Here is a 22,237-nt window from a genome sequence, read left to right as displayed (position 1 = left end):
CGCTTCAGATCCTTTGCCTTCAGCGGCCTCCTCGCCTGCGAGCCTTCATGAATCAACGCATCGCTCCTCATCAGGAATCCGACCTGTTCGGGCTGCTCTACGGTTTTCGCTTTCGCTCCGGCGAACCTGGTCGAGAGATCGATTCCACCGCTGCACTGCAATGCCTGCGCTCACCGACCGATGCCGATGAATTCGTCTGGCTGCACCTGAACCTGGCCCACGCCAGCTGCGAGCGCTGGATGAAAACCAATTTCGAGCTGCCGGACGAGTTTCTCGAAGCGCTGCACGAAGGCTCGCGCTCGACCCGCATCGAACACGTCGATTCCGCCCTGCTGGCGGTGGTCAACGACGTGGTGTTCGACTTCAACCGTATCTCCACTGACATCGCCACGTTGTGGGTGTGCGTGCGCAGCAATCTGATGATCTCGGCGCGCCATCAACCATTACGCTCGGTAGACAGGCTGCGGTCGTCGGTCAAGCACGGCGAAACCTTTCGCTCGCCGCTTGAGCTGCTGGCGCACCTGTTGCGTGACCAGAGTGAGGTGCTGGCGCAGTTCATGCGCAAGACCAGCATCAGCGTCGACAAGATCGAAGATCAGCTGTTGTCCCAACGCCTGAGCAACAACCGTACTGAACTGGGCACCATGCGTCGGGTGCTGGTGCGCCTGCAACGCCTGCTGGCGCTGGAGCCCGGCTCGCTGATGCGCCTGCTGCACCGCCCGCCCAGCTGGCTGCTGGAGGAGGACTTGCAGGAATTGCGGCAGTCCACCGAGGAGTCTGCGCTGGTGATCAGCGACCTCACGGCCCTGGGTGAACGGATCAAGCTGTTGCAGGAAGAAATCGCCGCCAACCTCAACGAGCAGACCAACCGCACGCTGTTCACCCTGACCGTGGTTACGGTACTGGCGCTGCCGATCAACATCGTGGCCGGTTTCTTCGGTATGAACGTAGGCGGCATTCCGCTCGCCAGCGACCCCCATGGCTTTTGGGTGCTGGTGGCGCTGGTGGCAACCTTCACTTTCATCGCCGGGCGCTGGGCGTTTCGCAAGAGCCGGGATTATTGAACTGCCCGAAGTCTGCGGACACAGCCATTGCTTCACGCCATAACTGAAAAACATGAAACTGTTCCGCTGTAGCCGTGTGATGTTTGATCGGATGCGCACGGAAATCAAAGGCTAACGCAGCTAGTGCGTCCTGACGCGATCCCTGTGGGAGACGCCGGAGCTGTGCGACGGCAGCGAAAGCGGTGCCTCAGTTGGCACATAAGCCAACTGANAACGCAGCTAGTGCGTCCTGACGCGATCCCTGTGGGAGACGCCGGAGCTGTGCGACGGCAGCGAAAGCGGTGCCTCAGTTGGCACATAAGCCAACTGACCCGACGCTATCGCGGCTGTCGCACAGCTCCAGCTTCTCCCACAGAGATTGGTGTTCAGCCCGAAAGCTTCACTTGGCGCAACACCCGCTGTAGCCGCGTGATGTTTGATCGGATGTGCACGGAAATCAAAAGCNTCTCCCACAGAGATTGGTGTTCAGCCCGAAAGCTTCACTTGGCGCAACACCCGCTGTAGCCGCGTGATGTTTGATCGGATGTGCACGGAAATCAAAAGCCAACGCAGCTAGTGCGTCCTGACGCGATCTCTGTGGGAGACGCCGGAGGTCACGACGGTACGGGCCGCGATTCGGACGATAGCGGTGGGTCAGTTGGCACATAAGCCAACTGTCACGACGCCATCGCGGCTGTCGCACAGCTCCAGCTTCTCCCACAGAGATTGGTGTTCAGCCCGAAAGCTTCACTTGGCGCAACACCCGCTGTAGCCGCGTGGTGTTTGATCGGACGCGCACGAAAATCAAAAGCCAACGCAGCTAGTGCGTCCTGACGCGATCCCTGTGGGAGACGCCGGAGCTGTGCGACGGCAGCGAAAGCGGTGCCTCAGTTGGCACATAAGCCAACTGANTCTCCCACAGAGATTGGTGTTCAGCCCGAAAGCTTCACTTGGCGCAACACCCGCTGTAGCCGCGTGATGTTTGATCGGATGTGCACGGAAATCAAAAGCTAACGCAGCTAGTGCGTCCTGACTCGATCCCTGTGCGACGGTACGGGCCGCGATTCGGACAAAAGCGGCGGGGACTGCGTAGGCTCTGAAATATCGCTTTAAGCAGAACACCGCTTCCGTCCGAACGTGGATTTCATCCAGTCGACCCGCACCAAATCCGATCCGCGACATATTTTCCCTGCGCCATCCATCCCTTAGCCCGACAAATCCACCGCATCCCTGACCTGCGTCGTATCCCTGTCACATTTTGTAATGATCATGTTCGCCATCCCATCTCAACAGGATTGTGAATCATGGCGACTCCGACAATGGCTCCAGGCTCCCTGCAACAGGGCGCCGGGCTGAGTGCTCAATTCGGGCGCAAGCCCGGCGTTCTGACGATGGTGATCTTCTTCGCCGTGCTCGGCCTGGGCCTGTTGTACACAGCCTTCAGCCTCAAGCAGGACATGGATGAACTGGGCACCGTCGTGTTGACCTGGACCCCGTTCCTGCTGCTCGGCGTTGCGCTGTTGATCGCTCTGGGTTTCGAGTTCGTCAACGGTTTCCACGACACCGCCAACGCGGTCGCAACTGTCATCTACACCCACTCCCTGCCGCCGAACTTCGCCGTGGTCTGGTCGGGGATGTTCAACTTCCTGGGTGTGCTGTTTTCCAGCGGCGCCGTGGCATTCGGCATCATTGCCCTGCTGCCGGTCGAGCTGATCCTGCAGGTCGGTTCGTCGGCGGGTTACGCGATGATCTTCGCCTTGTTGATCGCTGCGATCCTGTGGAACCTCGGCACCTGGTGGCTGGGCCTGCCAGCATCGTCGTCGCACACCCTGATCGGCTCGATCATCGGCGTCGGCGTCGCCAACGCGCTGATGCATGGCCGTGATGGCACCAGCGGCGTGGACTGGTCGCAAGCCACCAAGATCGGCTACTCGCTGCTGCTGTCGCCGCTGGTGGGCTTTACTTGCGCGGCGCTGTTGCTGCTGGCCCTGCGCGCCTTCGTCAAGAACCGCGCGCTGTACAAAGCACCCGAAGGCAATCAGCCACCGCCACTGTGGATTCGTGGCCTGCTGATCCTGACCTGCACCGGCGTGTCGTTCGCCCACGGCTCCAACGACGGCCAGAAAGGCATGGGCCTGATCATGTTGATACTGGTCGGCACCCTGCCGATGGCGTACGCGCTGAACCGCGCAATGCCGGCCGATCAATCGGTGCAGTTCGCCGCGGTGGCTCAGGTCACGCAACAGGCGCTGACCAAAGCCGCGCCATTGCCCGCGCCAGCCGACTCGCGCCTGACACTCTCCACCTACATCCGCGACAAACAGGCCACCCCTGACCTCGTGCCCGCGCTGGCCGTGATGGCCGGCAAGATCGGCGATCAGGTCGCAAGCTACGGCTCGCTGTCCAAAGTCCCGGCCGAAGCCACCGCCAACGTGCGTAACGACATGTACCTGACCTCCGAAGCCATCCGTTTGATGGACAAGAACAAGGTCGGCAACTTCGACGCTGACACCCAAGGTAAGGTGCAACTGTTCAAGCAGCAGATCGACAACGCCACGCGCTTCATCCCGCTGTGGGTCAAGGTGGCCGTGGCCATCGCGCTGGGGCTGGGCACCATGGTCGGCTGGAAACGCATCGTGGTCACGGTCGGGGAAAAGATCGGCAAGACCCACATGACCTACGCCCAGGGCGCTTCAGCTGAAGTGGTCGCGATGCTGACCATCGGCGCGGCTGACATGTACGGCCTTCCGGTGTCGACCACCCACGTGTTGTCCTCGGGCGTGGCGGGCAGCATGACCGCCAACGGCTCCGGCTTGCAGATGCGTACCCTGCGCAACCTGGCCATGGCCTGGGTGCTGACCCTGCCAGCGGCGATCCTGCTGTCGGGCGGCCTGTACTGGTTCTTCACCCAGATTTTCTGATTCACAGAGCTTCACGTGCTCTCCTTCACAGGCGCTTCGGCGCCTGTTTTTTTGGCGGCTGACTTCTCCCAACCAGTTAGCCACCACACCGGACGGCTACAGGGAGATGCGTTAGGGAGATCTTTGGTCTTACGCGACTCTGGTTGTAGAGAACCTGACCCCACCCATCCCGCGTTCATCATCAAACACGATCCATGTTCCAAGCCCTCACCCTTCGGCCATTGATGGCCACCCTCGCCTGCCTAAGATGTCAGCAAGCCTTCAAGGCCGTGATTTCTTTCAAGTGAGCACCCTGATGACGCCAACAAGACCGACCTCAAGAACCCTGTACGACAAACACATCGACTCGCACACCGTGTGCAGGCTCGATGATCAGGGCCATGTCCTGCTCTATATCGATCGCCAGGTCATCAACGAATACACCAGCCCCCAGGCCTTCAGCGGCTTGCGCGAGGCGGGGCGCGATGTGTGGCGTCCGGAAACGGCGCTGGCCGTGGTCGATCACGTCAATCCCACCGCGCCGCAGCGGGTCGCGGCCATGGCCGATCCGGGCGGTGCGTTGCAGGTTTCCTATCTGGCCGACAACTGCGAAAAATTCGGCATCGAACTGTTCGACGTGCTCGACAAGCGTCAGGGCATCGAACACGTGATCGCACCCGAGCAAGGCTTCATTCTGCCCGGCATGGTGATCGCCGCCGGGGACAGCCACACCACCACCTACGGGGCGCTGGGGGCATTCGGTTTCGGCATCGGCACATCAGAAATCGAGCACCTGCTGGCGTCGCAAACACTGGTCTATAAACGTTTGAAAAGCATGCGCGTGACAGTCGAGGGCGACCTGGCAAGCGGCCTGACCTCCAAAGACGTGATCATGGCACTGATCGGCAAGATCGGCGCATCGGGCGCCACCGGCTATGCCATCGAATTCACCGGCTCGACCATCACAGCCCTCAGCGTCGAAGCGCGCATGACCATCTGCAATATGGCTGTGGAAGCCGGCGCTCGGGGGGCGTTCATGGCGCCGGACGACAAGGTGTTCGCCTACCTCAAGGACAAGCCCCGCGCGCCGAAAGGCGAATTGTGGGAACGCGCGGTCGCCAGCTGGAAGCACCTGCACAGCGATGCGGATGCCGTGTTCGACCGCGAGATTCAACTCGATTCCAGTGACCTGCAACCCATGGTCACCTGGGGCACCAGCCCCGATCAGGCCGCGGCCATCAACGCCAGCGTGCCGGACCCGGACGCCATCGCCGACCCGATCCTGCGGCAGGACATGCGCCGCGCGCTCACCTACATGGGCCTTGAAGCGGGCATGCCGCTGAGCGATATCGTCATCAGCCACGCCTTCATCGGCTCCTGCACCAACGCCCGCATCGAGGACCTGCGCGACGCCGCCAATGTGGTGCGCGGCAAACACGTGGCCGAGCACGTGCGAGCGATGATCGTTCCCGGCTCCACTGCCGTGCGCGATCAGGCCGAAGCCGAGGGGCTGGCGACGATCTTCCGCGACGCCGGTTTCGAATGGCGCCAGTCAGGCTGCTCGATGTGCCTGGCGATGAACGACGACGTGCTGGCCCCGGGCGACCGTTGCGCCTCCAGCACCAACCGCAATTTCGAAGGCCGTCAGGGCGCGGGCGCGCGCACCCATTTGATGAGCCCGGCGATGGTCGCGGCCGCCGCCATTACCGGTCATTTGACAGACGTTCGCAGCCTGCAAGGGAGTTTCTGAGATGCAGCCTTTCACCCAAGTCAGCGGCAAGGCCGCGCCCATGCTCGCCGCCAACGTCGATACCGATGTGATCATGCCCAAGCAGTTCCTCAAGGGTATCGACCGCGCCGGGCTGGATCGGGGACTGTTCTTCGATCTGCGCTTTCTGCCATCCGGCGAACCGAATCCGCAATTCATCCTCAATCAGCCTGCGTGGCAAGGGGCGAAATTTCTGGTCACCGGGCCGAACTTCGGCTGCGGCTCGAGCCGCGAGCACGCGGTCTGGGGCCTCAAGCAGATGGGGATTCAAGCGCTGATCGGCAGCAGTTTCGCCGGGATTTTCTACGACAACTGCCAGCGCAACGGAGTGCTGACCATCGTCCTGGAAGAGGCGCAGGTTCAGGCGCTGGGCAAGCTCGTCAGCCAACCAGAAACCGCGCAAATCGAGGTGAATTTGCCAGCACAGGAGATTCGTTTGAAAGATGGTCAGGTAATGCCGTTCAAGATTGATGAACTGAGAAAAAACGCGTTGTTGCTGGGGCTGGATGCGATTGGCAGCACCTTGCAGAAACGCGAGCAGATTCTGGCGTTTCAACAACGGCACCTGGCCGAGAATCCGTGGTTGTCGTGATTTCCGGCAACGCCGTCTGGACCCCTGCCGAACACAAAAACAGTGGGAGGGAGCTTGCTCGCGAAGGGGTCAGCTCAGACACTGCGGCAGTGACTGAACGTACGCATTCGCGAGCAAGCTCCCTCCCACGGGTTATGAGTCCATTCAGAGCGATGTGCACGACAGGCTTGACGGCTCTACAGAGACAGCCCCTGAAAATGCGCCTGCAGAAACTCCACGCAGACGCGTAGCTTTCCTGAATTGGCCAGCCGCGTCGGGTACACCGCCCAGACGTTGGCGCTTTCGGTGTACTCGGGCAGCACCTGGACCAATCTGCCTTGTTCCAGAAAAGGTTTGACGTCCCAGAGCGACCGCTGCAACACCCCTCGCCCGTCCAGCGCCCATTGCAGGACGATCTCGCCGCTGTTGGACGACAACGGCCCGCTGACTCGCACGGTTTCCCGCACGCCATCACGCTCGACGTGCCAGATGCCGAACGCGTTGTCGCGCTCCTTGAGGACCAGACAATCATGCTGCTCCAGATCGTTCAGCTGCTGTGGCGTGCCACGTCGCGCCAGATAATCCGGTGCCGCGCACAGTACCCGTCGATTGCTGACCAACTGGCGGCCGATGTGCTGGCCGGGAATGTCGTCGCCGACGCGGATTTCCAGGTCAAAGCCTTCGCTGACGATGTCCACTACGCGGTCGAACAGGTCCAGCCGCACTTCCAGGTCCGGATACGCCTCGGCAAGTTTCGAGATCGCCGGGGCCACATGATTGCGGCCGAAACCGAACGAGCTGCACAGGTGCAACTTGCCCCGCGGCGCCGAATGCGCGTCGGACAGTTCGTCATGCAGCAGCTGGAAGTCTTCGAGAATCCGCACCGCCCAGCGCTGCACGCGCTCGCCGTCTTCGGTCAGCGCGACCTTGCGGCTGGTGCGATGCAAAAGACGTGTGGCCAGGGTCGATTCCAGAATCTGGATGCGCTTGCTGACGTAGGCCGGCGACAACCCCAGCTCTTCCGCCGCCGCAGCGAAGCCGGCCTTGCGAATCACGGTGAGAAATACCCGAAGGTCTTCGGGTAATGGCGCCACTTCTTTTTTTGAGGTCATGCGGCTTCTTTTTGTCAGGCGGGAGGAACGAGCAGGCCCAAGAATAACACCGCCATCGAGGCAAACGTTTCAGAACGAAAACACGGACATATCTCCAAAAGTTCTAAAAATATGGAATTCAGTTCTTTTACGGAATAAATCTCAACCTCTATAAATAGGCCCACTTCTTACAACGCCACCGATTCTGCTCGAAGGACTGCTCATGGATGTTTTCTGGTTTCTACCGACACACGGCGACGGCCATTTTCTGGGTACCACCAAGGGCGCTCGCCCGGTCACCCTCAATTACCTGAAACAAGTGGCGCAGGCTGCCGATGACCTGGGTTATCACGGCGTGCTGATTCCCACCGGCCGCTCCTGCGAAGATTCCTGGGTGATCGCCTCGGCGCTGGTGCCGCTGACCGAGCGCCTGCGTTACCTGGTGGCGATCCGTCCCGGCATCATCTCCCCGACCGTTTCGGCGCGCATGGCGGCGACGCTGGATCGCCTGTCTGGCGGGCGCCTGCTGATCAACGTCGTCACCGGTGGTGACCCGGACGAAAACCGTGGCGACGGCAGCTTCCTGGATCACAGCGAGCGCTACGAAGTCACCGACGAATTCCTCAAGATCTGGCGCCGCGTGTTGCAAGGCGAATCGGTGGACTTCGAAGGCAAGCACCTGAAAGTGCAGAACGCCAAGGCCTTGTACCCGCCGATTCAGAAACCCTATCCGCCGCTGTATTTCGGGGGTTCTTCGCAAGCCGCTCACGAACTGGCTGCCGAGCAGGTCGACGTGTACCTGACCTGGGGCGAACCGCCTGCCGCGGTCGCCGAAAAACTCGCTGACATCCGCGAGCGTGCCGCGCGCAATGGCCGCACCGTCAAGTTCGGGATTCGTCTGCACGTGATCGTGCGCGAAACCAGCGAAGAAGCCTGGAAAGCGGCCGACACGCTGATCGAGCACATCAGCGACGAAACCATCGCCGCTGCACAGAAATCCTTTTCCCGCTTCGACTCCGAAGGTCAGCGGCGCATGGCGGCCTTGCATGACGGTCGCCGCGACAACCTGGAAATCGCCCCGAACCTGTGGGCCGGTGTGGGCCTGGTCCGTGGCGGGGCCGGCACCGCGCTGGTGGGCAATCCAGAGGAAGTCGCGGCACGGATCAAGGAGTACGCCGATCTGGGCATCGAAAGTTTCATCTTCTCCGGCTACCCGCATCTGGAAGAGGCCTATCGCTTCGCCGAGCTGGTATTCCCGCTGCTGCCCGAGCCGTATCGCAGCCTGGCCGGTCGCGGCATCACCAACCTGACCGGCCCGTTCGGCGAGATGATCGCCAACGACCTGCCGCCGCAGAAGTAAGCGTTGTAGAGAAACCGTGGGAGGGCGCTTGCTCGCGCAAGGGATGTGACATCCATCAGATCTTCATCGGATGCAAGACGGCCTTCGCGAGCAAGCTCCCTCCCACAGGGGCCCCGTTTGCAGCGTGACTGCAGCGTGCATCCCCCATCGCGACAAGGAGTCCCCCGCATGAACGCCAGCGTACCGCTACAACCACAAGTGATCCCGATGCAGCTACTGACCCTACCGCCTTCACCGGCTCTGGCCACTTCGATCCGCGCCACCGCGCAGGTGTTCGAAGACCCCAAATCACAGGCGCTGCTGGCCCATGTGCAGCAGGTCGCGCCCAGCGATGCCAGCGTGCTGATCATTGGTGAAACCGGCACCGGCAAGGAGCTGGTGGCGCGTCACATTCATGATCTGAGCAGCCGTCGTCATCAGCCTTTCGTGGCCGTCAACTGCGGCGCGTTTTCGGAATCTCTGGTGGAGGCCGAGCTGTTCGGCCATGAAAAAGGCGCGTTCACCGGCGCCCTCAGCGCCAAGGCCGGCTGGTTCGAAGAAGCCAACGGCGGCACGCTGTTTCTCGACGAGATCGGCGACTTGCCGATGGCAATCCAGGTCAAGCTGCTGCGGGTGCTGCAAGAGCGCGAAGTGGTGCGTCTCGGTTCACGCAAAAGCACGCCGATCAACGTTCGCGTGCTCGCGGCAACCAACGTGCAACTTGAGCGCGCCATCAACGCCGGGCACTTTCGCGAAGACCTTTTCTATCGCCTGAACGTGGTCAATCTGGAACTGAGCACCCTGCGCGAACGCCCCGGCGACATCATGCCGCTGACCCGCCACTTCATCGAGGTTTACAGCCAGCGTCTGGGTTGCGGCGCGATCCAGATCAGCAGCGACGCCGAACACAAGCTGCGCACCTACAGTTGGCCGGGCAACATTCGCGAGCTGGAAAACGTCATTCATCACACGCTGCTGATCTGCCGCAACGGGGTGATTCAGTCGAGCGATCTACGCTTGTCCAACCTGCGCCTGGAGCGTCAGGAAGAATCGACAGCGGTGGTCGACGACTCCACCGAAGCCTTGCTCGCCCGTGCGTTCCAGAAGTTGTTCGAGGAACAGGCCGGCGCGTTGCACGAGAAAGTCGAAGACGCCCTGCTACGGGCCGCCTACCGGTTCAGCCACTACAACCAGGTACACACCGCGCAATTGCTGGGCCTGAGCCGCAACGTGATACGCGCGCGCCTGATCAAGATCGGTGAGCTGGCCGTGAACAAACGCCGCCCGGGGGAACAGCTTCAGGGCGACCGGATGATGCAATTATCGGTTTGAAGGGTTTCAGAAATACATCCGGGCCGCGATATCAACGCGGCCCCACCGTTTCACTCACCAGCTCATAGGCATTGAAGGTCATCGCCGTGGTGCGATGGCTGCGAATCAGTCCCCACAGATCCCCCTCGCCCTGCTCGGCATTCTCCAATGCCTTCTCGCAATCTGACTTGCTCTGCCACAACACATGAGTCAGCACCCGCTGCCGGTCCTCACTGACGTGAACGCTGGCGCGAATGAAACCGGGATAGGTACGGGTGAAACGCTCGAAGCGCTCGTCGAGCGCAGCCACCAGGCCAGATTGATAACGCGGATCTACCACAAACTCGACGAACTGACTGAAAGGAAGGTTTGAGTCTTGTGACGTCATGAACGCTCTCCACTGAGGACGGTTGTCGCTAAAACAGCTCGCTGAACAGAATGCTGTACAGACTGAATCCGGAAACTACGTTTCTTGCGGTGTTGCTGCGTATTGCGAACCTAGGCCACGCAGGGTAAAACCTCCACTTAACTAGAGGTCAAGTGTCATTTGCCAAACGACGAGGGCGATCCGCAAGCTTTATGCGCAGCAACGACTCCCCGCACATCGCCCGTGAACTGACGGTCGGCCAACTCGCCACCCGCAGCGGCGTGGCCATTACCGCCCTTCGTTTCTATGAAACCAAGGGCCTGATCAGCAGCCAGCGCAACGCCGGTAACCAGCGGCGTTACCCCCGGGACATGCTGCGCCGGGTGGCCCTGATCAAAACCGCGCAGCGCCTGGGCATTCCGCTGGCGAGCATTCAACTGGCGTTTCAGACGCTGCCGCAGGACCGTCCGCCGACTCTTGAAGACTGGAACCGGCTTTCCGAATGCTGGAAAGCCGATCTGGACGAACGCATTCACCGCCTGACCGCCCTGCGCGACCAACTCAGCGGCTGCATTGGTTGCGGCTGTCTGTCCATGGAAGCCTGCCCCTTGCGCAACTGGGGCGACAGTCTGGGCGAAAGCGGCGCAGGCCCGCGACTGCTGGATCAGGATTGAAGGTTCTGCGGGCTGACCAGCGTGCCTGCCAATGTACGATCGGCCAGTGACAGTTTCATTTGCTGCATCGCCTGATTCAGGTCATTGGTGGCCTGAATCAGCGAGTTGGTCATGGCCATGATTTCCATCTGCAACTGGCGCATCTTGCCTTCGCGCATCTTGGGCGACAGCGAACGGTCGCTCATGAACGCCTGCATGTCCTGCATGCGTTTGGCGATGCGCTCCTGAATCGCGCGAATCATCTTCAATTGCTCCTTGATGCGATCCGGCAGATGGCTCGCATCAATGTCGGCATTCTTGTCGCCGGTCTTCGCGGCTTTCTGCGCCTCGGGCGACAGCAACACTTCAACGCTCTGGCGCATCTGCTCGGCGGCGGTGGGCAGCGCGGTGATTTCCTCGGCGGCCTGCGGGTTGTTCGGTAGCGTCTGCTGGAGCAATGTCGCAGCGTCCGCCGGGTTCCTGAAACTCAAGCTCATCATGAATGAATGCCTCCATAGCCCAAATAATCGCGTCGCTCCGCCCGGCAGACTCAGACGGATTTACCGGGGCGATACAGGGCTGTCGGCTCGTTCGGATAGTGCTTTAGGGCAAGTGGCCATAATTGTGTCGGGGTCGACACAATTATCAGGATTACAAACTCGCCAATCGCGCGGCCAGCGCCTTGGCCTGCAACGCCACATCGGTGACCGCGGTGCTTTCCCACCACATGCCGCGCAATGGCGGGCCCATGGCGAAAAGGCGGTCGGAAATCCGACCTTGGGAGTCGAGTACCGCGCCACCGGGATCGGCACCGATGCCCAACGCCAACGGACCCGGCTGAATCAGCCCGCGCGCCAGCAGATTGCGCGGCAACGCCCGGTCCACGCGGCGCCAGTCGTACTGAATGCCGGTCGAGTTGATCAGCGCCGCGCCGCTTTCGACCCTGGGCTGATCCTCGCCGCGATAACGCAGACTGATCCGCACCTGCCCGGCCTGAGGTGCTTCGACGCTCTGCAAAGACGCGGCATGAATCTGCAAGCGACCTTCCTGCACCAGACGATCGAGCAGTCTCGCGCTGGGCGGCGGCGAGCGGTGGTGATGGCTTTCCCACCAGGGGCGCACGTGGCGTACGAACTGGCGACGCTGAAGGTCGGTCGCCTGACTCCACAGCCGTGGAATATGAACCCGCACCGTGTCCAGCGGCGCCTGCCAGTCAATGCCTTGAGCGATGGCCTGTTCGCACTGTTCCCGCAGGGCGCGAACCAGTTGCCGTGTGCTGCGGATGCTGTGATCGTCGCCGAGAAAGTCCGGCCAGGTGGGCGGCTGTCGTCGAACGTGGGGCAACAGGCCGTGACGGGAGAAGACATCGATGGGCCCACGATGGCCTGCCTGCTCCAGCGAGACCACAGCGTCGACCATGGTCAGCCCGGAGCCGATGATCAACACCCGCCCCCGCGGATCGAGCTGACGCATGGCCTCGACATCCCAAGGGTCGACGGCCGCGGCGTTCAGCGCGTTGGAGTCGCGCTGCGGCGTGCGGGCGGCGGCGAACATACCGGTGGCGAGCACGGCGAAACGGCCGCTTACCCGGGTATCGTCGGCGAGGGTGATGATTACCCCGGTTGCATCGCTTTGCAGGTCCGTGACTTCACCGCGCACATGCTCGACCGTGGAGCTATGAGCAGCCCCGACCGCCTGAGCTTCAGCCAGACGCTGTTGCACGTACAGGCCAAAGATCCCGCGCGGGGGGAACAACTCGGCCACCGGCACATGCTGCTCGTCCGATTCGGGCCAGCCGCCCGCGGCAATGTAGTCGGTGAGCCATTGGGTGAGATCGTTGGTGTCGTCGGGGTCAACGCTCATGCGGGCCGCATTGCCATTGAGCGTGTGGCCGAGTTCGGTGGCACTGTAGGCCTCGCCGCGCCCCAGTTCACTGCGCGATTCGATGATCACGATGCGTCGTTTTCCCGGCAGACGCAGCAACTGCACCGCCAGCATCGTGCCACTCAGCCCGCCTCCGACAATGAGGATGTCTGCGGCAGGTCGGGTGTTTTCTGAGGTCATTGTTCTTCGCCTTTTTCTTCGCGTTTTCTTCGCCACGGCAGCGCCCACGCCTGATTATGGACAGCGTGCGAATGGATGCAAACGGGACCTTGGCAGGACCGTTGCGGTACGAAGGATGCAAGGCACGGCGCGTGCCGGGATATGGCGAAGCTGGCTGACCGGAAAGCGGGCAAAGTGTTGATCAGGTGTTGGACCACGAACAGTTGCAGTCCTGTCGCCTGTAGCTGCCAGCCGATGAACCCCGTGGGAGGGAGCTGCTCGCGAAAAGGCTATATCCAATATCAATGCTGGCTGACCTGACGTATTCGCGAGCAAGCTCCCTCCCACAAAGAGCTTGGGCGGTCATACCTTCTTTGTCAGGCCATGACGCCTCACTGCCAGGAGACCCGGCGGCTCACGACACCACATTCCTCACAAACCTGACCAACCCTTGCCCGTCATTGCGATAGGCATGGTGGCGGTTGCTGGCAAACATGAAGAACTCGCCGGTCGCCACCTGCCGGTCTTCATCCGGCAGGGCCACCGTCAGCGTACCCTCGATGACGTAGACCTGCTCGCTCCAGCCCTCCGGATCGGCCTCGGAGATGTAGGCCTCATCCGGCGCCAGGCTGAATTCCCACAACTCCACCTCGCGCCGCGCCACGGCCTTGGCCAGCAAAACGGCCTTGCTCTCGGGCGAAGAACCGGCCCAGGCGACCTCGTTGATGCGGCTCGAATCACGCTCGTCCGGCGCCTGAATCAGATCGCTGAACGCCACGTTCAACGCCTCCGCCACGCGATCAAGGGTCGCGAGGCTGACGTTCTTCTCCCCCGCTTCGATGGCCACCAACATGCGGCGGCTGACGCCGGACTTTTCCGACAGTGCAGTCTGGCTCAGGTCCGCGGCATGCCGCAGACGCCGCACATTCTGGCTGACGTGTTGCAGGACAGACGCTCGTTGTGAGTTTTCCTTTTGCACTCGATCCCCCCCTTGCGCAGCCTACACCTTACGCTTCACATCCAGACGACGCAGGTGGCAGGTCACTTCTTCGCGGTCGTGGTACAGCTGTTTGCAGCCGATCGAGACCTTGACGCCGCGCGCCTTGAAGCCTTCTTCAATGCGTTCGAGCAGCCGCTTCACTTCGGCATAGCGCTGTTTCATCGGCAGTTTCAGGTTGACCACCGCCTCGCGACACAGGCCCTCCCCGAGCCATGTTTCGAGCAGGGCCGCATTGCGCGCAGGCTTTTCGACGATGTCGCAGACCATCCAGTCCACTGGCTGGCGCGGCTTGTAGGTGAAGCCATCGGCCATCAGATGCTGCACCAGACCAGTGTCCATCAGGCTCTCGGCCATCGGGCCGTTGTCGATGGCAGTGACCAGCATGCCGCGCCGAACCAGCTGATACGTCCAGCCACCGGGAGCCGCGCCGAGGTCAACGCCGGTCATGTCGCCGGACAGACGCTCATCCCACTGATCGCGCGGGATGAAGTGATGCCAGGCCTCTTCCAGCTTCAAGGTCGAACGGCTGGGGGCTTCGCGAGGGAATTTCAGGCGCGGAATCCCCATGGGCCACATCGCCGAGTTGTCGGCATCGGCCAGCCCCAGAAACACCGAGCGACCGCTTTTGAACGTCAACAGCAGACGCGGCAGGCTCGGGTTGTCCACCAGCTTGCCGGCTTTTTCCAGGGCCTTGCGCAGCGGGGCTTCGAACTTGCGGCAGAAGGTCGAAAGCTCCTTGCCATCGTTGGTGTCGACCACTTCGAGCCACAGGCTGCCGCAGGTCGCGAAATCAGCCATGTGTTCGAGGATCACGCTGATCCGGTCGGTTTCCGGCAGGTCGACGAACACGCCGCGAGCCCACTGCCGAGGGAAGATCAGGTCGGTGAAACGCACGCCCGTCATCAGGCGCTCGGCGCCGCCGGGTTCGGTGCAGATGAATTCGGCGCAGGCCGCGTCGGTCTTGGTCTTGGCATAGCCGGAGACATTCAGGCGTGCGGCATGCTCGCTGATCTCCGAGCAGACCTCGCCTTCGAAACCGGGGCGGCAATGCATGAAAAGGGTGTTCACTGAAATGGCTCCTCGCGCGCCGGACAACGGGCCAGCGCTACCTATACTTGAGGATTAACCTCAATGACTCGAAAGCGGCGCATGATAGCCGAATCAGGAACCACTGGCGCACGCCAAAGGTCCAGTACTACTCATTGATCACAAAAGGCGCCACGCAGAGCGCTCGACGAACATCGTCTTACCGACCCGATCGATAGTGTGTTTTACCCGTCCGTACCGTGCGGACTCGTCAAGGAGTTAGTTCATGCCCTCCCTCGATAGCCTGAAAAGCCTCAAGACACTCGACGTCAGCAACAAGACTTATCACTACTTCAGCCTGCCCGACGCCGCCAAAACCCTCGGCGACCTGAACAAGCTGCCGATGTCGCTCAAGGTGCTGCTGGAAAACCTGCTGCGCTGGGAAGACGGCAAGACCGTCACCGGCGAAGACCTCAAATCCATCGCCGCGTGGCTGACCGAGCGTAAATCCGACCGGGAAATCCAGTACCGCCCCGCCCGCGTGCTGATGCAGGACTTCACCGGCGTGCCTGCGGTGGTCGACCTTGCCGCCATGCGCGCCGCCGTGGCCAAGGCCGGAGGCGATCCGCAGCGGATCAACCCGCTGTCGCCAGTGGATCTGGTGATCGACCACTCGGTGATGGTCGACAAGTTCGGCGACGACAAGGCCTTCGGCGAAAACGTCGACATCGAAATGCAGCGTAACGGCGAGCGTTATGCGTTCCTGCGCTGGGGCCAGAGCGCCTTCGACAACTTCAGCGTGGTGCCGCCGGGCACCGGCATCTGCCATCAGGTCAACCTCGAATACCTGGGCCGCACGGTGTGGACCAAGGAAGAAGACGGTCGCACCTACGCCTTCCCGGACACACTGGTCGGCACCGATTCCCACACCACCATGATCAACGGCCTCGGCGTACTGGGCTGGGGCGTAGGCGGGATCGAGGCCGAAGCGGCGATGCTCGGCCAACCGGTGTCGATGCTGATTCCCGAAGTGATCGGTTTCAAACTCACCGGCAAACTCAAGGAAGGCATCACCGCCACCGACCTGGTGCTGACCGTGACCCAGATGCTGCGCAAGAAAGGCGTGGTAGGCAAATTCGTCGAGTTCTATGGCGACGGCCTGGCCGATCTGCCACTGGCCGACCGCGCCACCATTGCCAACATGGCCCCGGAATACGGCGCGACCTGCGGTTTCTTCCCGGTGGATGACGTGACCCTGGACTACCTGCGTTTGTCGGGCCGCCCGGATGATACGGTGAAGCTGGTCGAGGCCTACTGCAAGGCGCAGGGCCTGTGGCGTCTGCCCGGTCAGGAACCGGTGTTCACCGACGCGCTGGAGCTGGACATGGGCTCGGTCGTCGCCAGCCTCGCCGGGCCGAAACGACCTCAGGATCGCGTGGCGCTGCCGGACGTTTCCCAGGCGTTCAGCGATTTCCTCGGCCTGGCCCTGAAACCGACCAAACAGGAAGAAGGCCGGCTGGAAAGCGAAGGCGGCGGTGGCGTGGCGGTGGGCAATGCCGAGCAGGTCGGTGAAGCCGAGTATGAATATCAGGGTCACACTTATCGCCTGAAAAACGGCGCGGTGGTGATCGCGGCGATCACCTCATGCACCAACACCTCGAACCCCAGCGTGATGATGGCTGCGGGCTTGCTGGCGAAGAAGGCCGTGGAAAAAGGCCTGCAACGCAAGCCGTGGGTGAAGAGCTCGCTGGCGCCCGGCTCGAAGGTGGTCACCGACTACTACAACGCTGCAGGGCTTACCCAATATCTCGACAAGCTCGGGTTCGATCTGGTCGGCTACGGCTGCACCACCTGCATCGGCAACTCAGGCCCGCTGCCCGACCCCATCGAAAAAGCCATTCAGCAATCGGACCTGACCGTGGCCTCAGTGCTGTCTGGCAACCGCAACTTCGAAGGCCGTGTGCACCCGCTGGTGAAAACCAACTGGCTGGCCTCCCCTCCTCTCGTCGTCGCCTATGCGCTGGCGGGCAGTGTGCGGGTCGATCTGAGCAGTGAGCCACTGGGTGAAGGCAGCGACGGTAAACCTGTCTACCTGCGCGACATCTGGCCTTCCCAGAAAGAAATCGCCGACGCGGTGATGAATGTGAGCACCGGCATGTTCCACAAGGAATACGCCGAGGTGTTCGCCGGTGACGAGCAGTGGCAGGCGATCGAGGTTTCGAAGGACCCGACGTACGTCTGGCAGGACGACTCCACCTACATTCAGCATCCGCCATTCTTCGACGACGTGGCCGGCCCGTTGCCGGTGATCGCCGATGTGCAGAAGGCCCGTGTGCTGGCGATCCTCGGCGATTCGGTGACCACCGACCACATCTCCCCGGCCGGTAACATCAAGGCCGACAGCCCCGCCGGGCGTTACCTGCGCAGCAAGGGCGTGGAACCCAAGGACTTCAACTCCTACGGCTCGCGTCGCGGCAACCATGAGGTGATGATGCGCGGCACTTTCGCCAACATCCGCATTCGCAACGAGATGCTGGGCAATGAAGAAGGCGGCTACACCCTGCATGTGCCGACCGATGAAAAACTGCCGATCTACGACGCCGCCATGCGCTATCAACAGGAAGGCACGCCGCTGGTGGTGATTGCAGGTCAGGAATACGGCACCGGCTCCAGCCGCGACTGGGCCGCCAAGGGCACCAACCTGCTGGGCGTCAAAGCGGTGATCGCCGAAAGCTTCGAACGTATCCACCGCTCCAACCTGGTGGGTATGGGCGTGCTGCCGCTGCAGTTCAAGAATGGCCAAAGCCGCAAGACGCTGGAGCTGACCGGCAAAGAAGTGCTCAACATCACCGGCCTTACCCGCGCCACCCTGCAACCGGGCATGAGCCTGACCTTGCAGATCACCCGGGAGAACGGCAAGCAGGAAAACGTCGATGTGCTGTGTCGGATCGATACCCTGAACGAGGTTGAATACTTCAAGGCCGGGGGGATTCTGCATTACGTGTTGCGGCAGTTGATTGCTTCGTGACTATCAGGCCTGCAAAACAGGCTGAAGCTCAGCGCTGAACCTGTGGGAGGGAGCTTGCTCGCGAAGGCATTGTGTCAGTCACTACGATGCCAACTGACAGAGCGCTTGCGCGAGCAAGCGCCCTCCCACGGTCTGTATCCCAGAGCCAACTGATCGCGCACCAGACAAAACCTACACAAACCACCGAAATATCCACCAAAATCCCGGACAACTTTCATCCCTGTCCCACATGCGCATCCGTTTAATCAACGTTAAAATCGCCGGCCTTATCCCACGCTCAAGGACGATCCCATGCCGGCGCTGCGCTGGACCGCGCTTTCGTTGCTCACTCTCGGCTACTGCATCGCGCTGGTTTACGGGCAACTGAGCATTACCGTGTCAGTGACCATCGGGTTGCTGATCATGGCGGGGATTTGCCTCACGCAATTCACGCACTGGGCGGTACGCACGTTCGGGCACCTGTTGTTCATTGCGCTGGCTGCGGGGCTTGCAAGCCATTGGCTGCCCGGCTTTTTCAGCGCGCGAGTGATCGCTGCCACCCGCTTCAGCCCTGAAGCAGCGCCTTTTTCGATGTACCTGAATCTCGACAAACCCCTGATCGGCTTCTGGATCGCCCTTGCCTGCCCTTGGGTGTTCACCGCCGTCACCCTGCGCCGCACGCTGACCACCAGCAGCCTGACGCTGCCGATCACCACTGCCATCTGCCTGGCAACCGCCGCAGGAATGGGGCTGATTGGCTGGGTTCCAAAATGGCCCGAGCAAGGCGGCATCTGGGCGCTGAACAACCTGCTGCTGGTTACGCTCACCGAAGAGCTGGTGTTTCGCGGCTACATTCAGGGCGGGCTGACGCGCTTGCTCAACCGCGTACCCGGTCACGAGGCACTGGCGATCCTCTTGGCGTCACTTGTGTTCGGCTTGTCGCACTACGGCGCGGGCTGGCAGTGGATGCTGCTGGCTGGCATGGCCGGAGTCGGCTACGGCATCGCCTACCGTTTCGGCGGCTTACCGGCCGCAATCGTCACCCATTTCGGGCTTAATCTCGTGCATTTCAGCCTGTTCACCTACCCCATGTTCAACCGCTGAACGTCGCCGTGCGACAAACCGTCCCATGACGCAGTTCACAAAACGCTTAATTTCCTGAGGGCTGCGCCGATAACTCATCAAAGCCTTCCCGGATTGAACAGCTTATGCGCAATAACCAGCCCATCACCCAACGCGAACGGACCTTCCCGGCGCAGCAACGGTTGATTTCCACCACCGATGCCCGTGGCGTGATCACCTACTGCAACGAGGCGTTCGTCGAGATCAGCGGCTTCACTCACGATGAACTCCTCAAGGCCCCCCACAACACCGTGCGCCACCCCGACGTGCCGTCGGCGGTGTTCGAGCACATGTGGAGCACGCTCAAGCAGGGCCTGCCGTGGATGGGCATCGTCAAGAACCGCTGCAAGAACGGCGATCATTACTGGGTCAACGCCTACGTCACGCCGATCTTCGACAACAAACAGGTAATCGGCTTCGAGTCGGTGCGGATCAAACCCACTGCCGAACAGATTCGTCGCGCCGAAGCCCTTTACCAGCGCCTGAACAGTGGCAAGGCCGCCGTGCCAAGCCGCGACAAGTGGCTGCCGGTGCTGCAGGACTGGCTGCCGTTCATCATGGTCAGCCAGTTGAGCTTCCTGATCGGCGTCTGGCTCAACTCCCATTGGGGCTTTGCGCTGGCCGCAGCGCTGTCCGTGCCGCTCGGCCTGCTCGGGCTGAGCTGGCAACAGCGCGGCATCAAGCGCCTGCTGCGCCTGGCCGAACAGACCACCTCCGACCCGCTCATCGCGCAGATGTACACCGACAGCCGTGGTCCGCAGGCCCGCCTGGAAATGTCCATCCTCAGCCAGGAGGCGCGCCTGAAGACGTGCCTCACTCGCTTGCAGGACACCGCCGAGCACCTGAATTCCCAGGCAAGGCAGTCCGACAGCCTGGCCCAGGCCAGCTCCAACGGCCTGGAACGTCAGCGCGTGGAAACCGAACAGGTGGCGACTGCGATCAACCAGATGGCCTCGACCACCCAGGAAGTTGCCAGCCACGTACAACGCACCGCCGACGCCACGCAACAGGCCAACCAGCTGACCCGTCGCGGCCGCGACATCGCCAGCGAAACCCGCGAAGCCATTCAGCGGCTGTCGGCATCGGTAGGTGAAACCGGCCTGACCGTGACCCAACTCGCCAAGGACAGCGACGAAATCGGTGGCGTGGTCGACGTGATCAAAGGCATCGCCGACCAGACCAACCTGCTGGCCCTCAACGCCGCTATCGAAGCGGCTCGCGCCGGTGAAATGGGCCGTGGCTTTGCCGTGGTCGCCGACGAAGTTCGCCAACTGGCGCAACGCACCACTGAGTCCACCGGGCAGATCCATTCGCTGATCGCCAAACTGCAGACCACCGCCAACAACGCGGTGCAGACCATGGAAACCGGTCGTCGCCAAGCGCAAGCAGGCGTCGAGCAGGTCATGGAAGCCGACAAGGCGCTGGTGGGCATCAGCGATGCGGTCGCCAACATTACCGACATGGCGACCCAGATCGCCGCCGCCACCGAAGAACAAAGCTCGGTCGCCGAAGAAGTCAGCCGCAACATCAGCACCATCGCCCAACTCGCTGACCAGACCTCCGACGAAGCCCGCCGCTCCGCCACCCTGAGCGCCGAACTGACCCACACCGCCCACACCCAATACTCGCTGGTGGAGCGCTTCAACCGCTAAAACCCTGCGCGCAACACCACACGCCCCGGCAGCGAAACTGCCGGGGTTTTTTATGGCCGGGTGAAAAGTAGGACGTTTCTGAAGTTGCTCGAATGAAGGTTATCTGGAGTTGACAGCGGAAGTGAATCGCTATTAGTTGAAATTCAGATTAGCGATAAATAATTAATACCTTCAGGGTGTTTTTGCTGATCTAGAACTGTCAATTAAACGTGCGCTCGTCCGGTGAGTGGATGCGGGTGAGTGTGCAAAAGGAGAATTTTATGAGCCGTATAGATTTTAAAGCGCCTGTTCCTTTCACCCCGCCAGTCGTAGACATTGCGGACCCGTCGGATGGATTGTTGAAAACCGTGGATTTATCCATGCCCATCCCAGTGAAAGTCGAAGTGTGGGAAGCGGCGATCCCTGGGTACTACTTTCAGCTGATGCTCAATGAGCAGGCAGTCGGTGATACCAGGATCATTACCGAAGCAGACCAGATCGGGGATATGATCACTGTCTATTTAAATGAAGACCTTCTGAATCAAAACGGAATTTACTGGTTAGGGTTCAGAGCAACCAGTCCAAATACGCAAGTTTCTGACCTATCTCCTGTAATACCTCTAAAAGTCGACCGCTCCCGCCCCGGTGCCGCACTTCTCGCCCCCATGATCTTCCCCAACGCCTCCTTCAGCGACCGCCTCACCGGCCTGATCCCCGGGTACGCAGGCATGGAACAAGGCGATGTGATCCAGACCCTGTGCAACGGCACCCCCGGCCCAGCCCACACGGTACAAGCCGACGAGCTCACCCTGCGCCCGATCGAGATCGACTTTGAGCGTAAGGTCATGCAAAGCCTTGCAGCCGAAAACGTCTCTTTCGAGTACCTGGTGACGGACCGGGCGGGTAACCCCTCGATCATGTCGCTGCCGGTTCTGCTCTCAATTAAATTGTAACGACACAATATCGATATTCAGTTGAATATCAGCACGCAGATCTTCCACGCGGTCGCATGGAAGATCTGTCAACTTTTGTTCTGCGAGAATTATTTTCACTTATTTTTTCGCTGCTTATTTCCTTTTTTCCTACAGCATCGTGGGACGCGTCCTCATAACAGGCACAAACAGCATGCTGCGGCGCCAGGTACAGACACTTACAAAACACCGAAAACATTGGAGACACACAATCAAACACACAACTCAAAACAATCTTCAAGAGGCAATATTTCACTGACAAAGTCATGTACTACCTCTGCAACCGGTGCGATTGACAGCAGCATCTTTCGAATCAACCATATGCAACCCGGACGCCCAATCCTACAAGTTGGATTGTAATCGTCTGAGCTTTTTAAACGTGGTAACAGCCATC

General features: G+C 61.0%; 17 protein-coding genes. 11 read left to right on the top strand and 6 right to left on the bottom strand.

All coding sequences use genetic code 11. The features are described from left to right. Window positions 1-47: 47 nt before the first annotated feature. From BWR59_RS28145 to leuD, 4 genes are all read left to right on the top strand, one after another. Entirely contained in the window at window positions 48-1,064 is a 1,017-nt protein-coding gene (locus tag BWR59_RS28145) for a transporter (protein WP_081569098.1), read from the top strand. Window positions 1,065-2,362: 1,298 nt separating this feature from the next. Beyond that, window positions 2,363-3,964: an inorganic phosphate transporter gene (locus BWR59_RS28140; protein ID WP_230982109.1), complete on the top strand. Its 1,602-nt coding sequence runs from the start codon at window positions 2,363-2,365 to the stop codon at window positions 3,962-3,964. Window positions 3,965-4,259: 295 nt separating this feature from the next. After that, window positions 4,260-5,693 (top strand): 3-isopropylmalate dehydratase large subunit, encoded by a 1,434-nt coding sequence (gene leuC, locus BWR59_RS28135; RefSeq protein WP_081569097.1) that lies wholly within the window; start codon window positions 4,260-4,262, stop codon window positions 5,691-5,693. A gap of 1 nt (window position 5,694) precedes the next feature. Then, window positions 5,695-6,303, top strand: a complete 609-nt coding sequence (gene leuD / locus BWR59_RS28130; RefSeq protein ID WP_081568958.1) for a 3-isopropylmalate dehydratase small subunit — start codon at window positions 5,695-5,697, stop codon at window positions 6,301-6,303. A gap of 176 nt (window positions 6,304-6,479) precedes the next feature. Here leuD and BWR59_RS28125 read toward each other — a convergent pair whose 3' ends face one another. Further along, complete coding sequence (locus BWR59_RS28125; protein WP_081568957.1) at window positions 6,480-7,394, bottom strand: LysR substrate-binding domain-containing protein; 915 nt, start codon at window positions 7,392-7,394, stop codon at window positions 6,480-6,482. 202 nt (window positions 7,395-7,596) lie between these two features. Here BWR59_RS28125 and ssuD point away from each other — a divergent pair, with 202 nt between their 5' ends. After that, on the top strand, window positions 7,597-8,733 hold the full coding sequence (gene ssuD / locus BWR59_RS28120; protein ID WP_081568956.1) for an FMNH2-dependent alkanesulfonate monooxygenase: 1,137 nt from the start codon (window positions 7,597-7,599) through the stop codon (window positions 8,731-8,733). Between the two features lie 207 nt (window positions 8,734-8,940). Further along, a complete protein-coding gene (locus BWR59_RS28115; RefSeq protein WP_081569096.1) occupies window positions 8,941-10,044 on the top strand; it encodes a sigma-54 dependent transcriptional regulator in 1,104 nt (367 codons plus the stop codon). 31 nt (window positions 10,045-10,075) lie between these two features. Here the strand turns inward: BWR59_RS28115 and BWR59_RS28110 are convergent, their stop codons facing one another. Continuing rightward, window positions 10,076-10,411 (bottom strand): antibiotic biosynthesis monooxygenase, encoded by a 336-nt coding sequence (locus BWR59_RS28110; RefSeq protein WP_081568955.1) that lies wholly within the window; start codon window positions 10,409-10,411, stop codon window positions 10,076-10,078. A gap of 191 nt (window positions 10,412-10,602) precedes the next feature. Here BWR59_RS28110 and soxR point away from each other — a divergent pair, with 191 nt between their 5' ends. Further along, window positions 10,603-11,064, top strand: a complete 462-nt coding sequence (soxR, locus tag BWR59_RS28105) for a redox-sensitive transcriptional activator SoxR (protein WP_081568954.1) — start codon at window positions 10,603-10,605, stop codon at window positions 11,062-11,064. Here the strand turns inward: soxR and BWR59_RS28100 are convergent. The 4 genes from BWR59_RS28100 to rlmM form a co-directional block, all read right to left on the bottom strand. Then, window positions 11,055-11,543, bottom strand: coding sequence for a hypothetical protein (locus BWR59_RS28100; protein ID WP_081568953.1), 489 nt, complete (start codon window positions 11,541-11,543; stop codon window positions 11,055-11,057). The two genes, soxR and BWR59_RS28100, sit on opposite strands and share 10 nt — an antisense overlap. Window positions 11,544-11,694: 151 nt before the next feature. Beyond that, a complete protein-coding gene (locus tag BWR59_RS28095) occupies window positions 11,695-13,107 on the bottom strand; it encodes an FAD/NAD(P)-binding protein (RefSeq protein WP_081568952.1) in 1,413 nt (470 codons plus the stop codon). A 394-nt stretch (window positions 13,108-13,501) separates the two neighbouring features. Further along, window positions 13,502-14,065 (bottom strand): XRE family transcriptional regulator, encoded by a 564-nt coding sequence (locus BWR59_RS28090; RefSeq protein WP_081568951.1) that lies wholly within the window; start codon window positions 14,063-14,065, stop codon window positions 13,502-13,504. 21 nt (window positions 14,066-14,086) lie between these two features. Beyond that, window positions 14,087-15,154 carry a 23S rRNA (cytidine(2498)-2'-O)-methyltransferase RlmM gene (gene rlmM / locus BWR59_RS28085; RefSeq protein ID WP_081568950.1) on the bottom strand — a complete coding sequence of 356 codons (1,068 nt, stop codon included), beginning with the start codon at window positions 15,152-15,154 and terminating at the stop codon, window positions 14,087-14,089. A 244-nt stretch (window positions 15,155-15,398) separates the two neighbouring features. On the opposite strand from rlmM, the gene acnA reads away from it, so the two are divergent. The 4 genes from acnA to BWR59_RS28065 all read left to right on the top strand — a co-directional run bounded on the left by acnA (window position 15,399) and on the right by BWR59_RS28065 (window position 21,825). After that, window positions 15,399-18,140, top strand: a complete 2,742-nt coding sequence (acnA, locus tag BWR59_RS28080; protein WP_081568949.1) for an aconitate hydratase AcnA — start codon at window positions 15,399-15,401, stop codon at window positions 18,138-18,140. A gap of 291 nt (window positions 18,141-18,431) precedes the next feature. Beyond that, complete coding sequence (locus tag BWR59_RS28075; protein WP_081568948.1) at window positions 18,432-19,223, top strand: CPBP family intramembrane glutamic endopeptidase; 792 nt, start codon at window positions 18,432-18,434, stop codon at window positions 19,221-19,223. 104 nt (window positions 19,224-19,327) lie between these two features. Beyond that, window positions 19,328-20,893, top strand: coding sequence for a PAS domain-containing methyl-accepting chemotaxis protein (locus tag BWR59_RS28070; RefSeq protein WP_081568947.1), 1,566 nt, complete (start codon window positions 19,328-19,330; stop codon window positions 20,891-20,893). Window positions 20,894-21,153: 260 nt separating this feature from the next. Next, window positions 21,154-21,825, top strand: coding sequence for a hypothetical protein (locus tag BWR59_RS28065; protein WP_081568946.1), 672 nt, complete (start codon window positions 21,154-21,156; stop codon window positions 21,823-21,825). Window positions 21,826-22,237: the final 412 nt, after the last annotated feature.

Origin of the sequence: Pseudomonas sp. Bc-h (genome assembly GCF_002080045.1) — a bacterium.
Taxonomy (GTDB): Bacteria; Pseudomonadota; Gammaproteobacteria; order Pseudomonadales; family Pseudomonadaceae; genus Aquipseudomonas.
The sequence above is the reverse complement of the archived record's forward strand: the minus strand, read 5'-3'. Positions and strand labels throughout refer to the sequence as shown.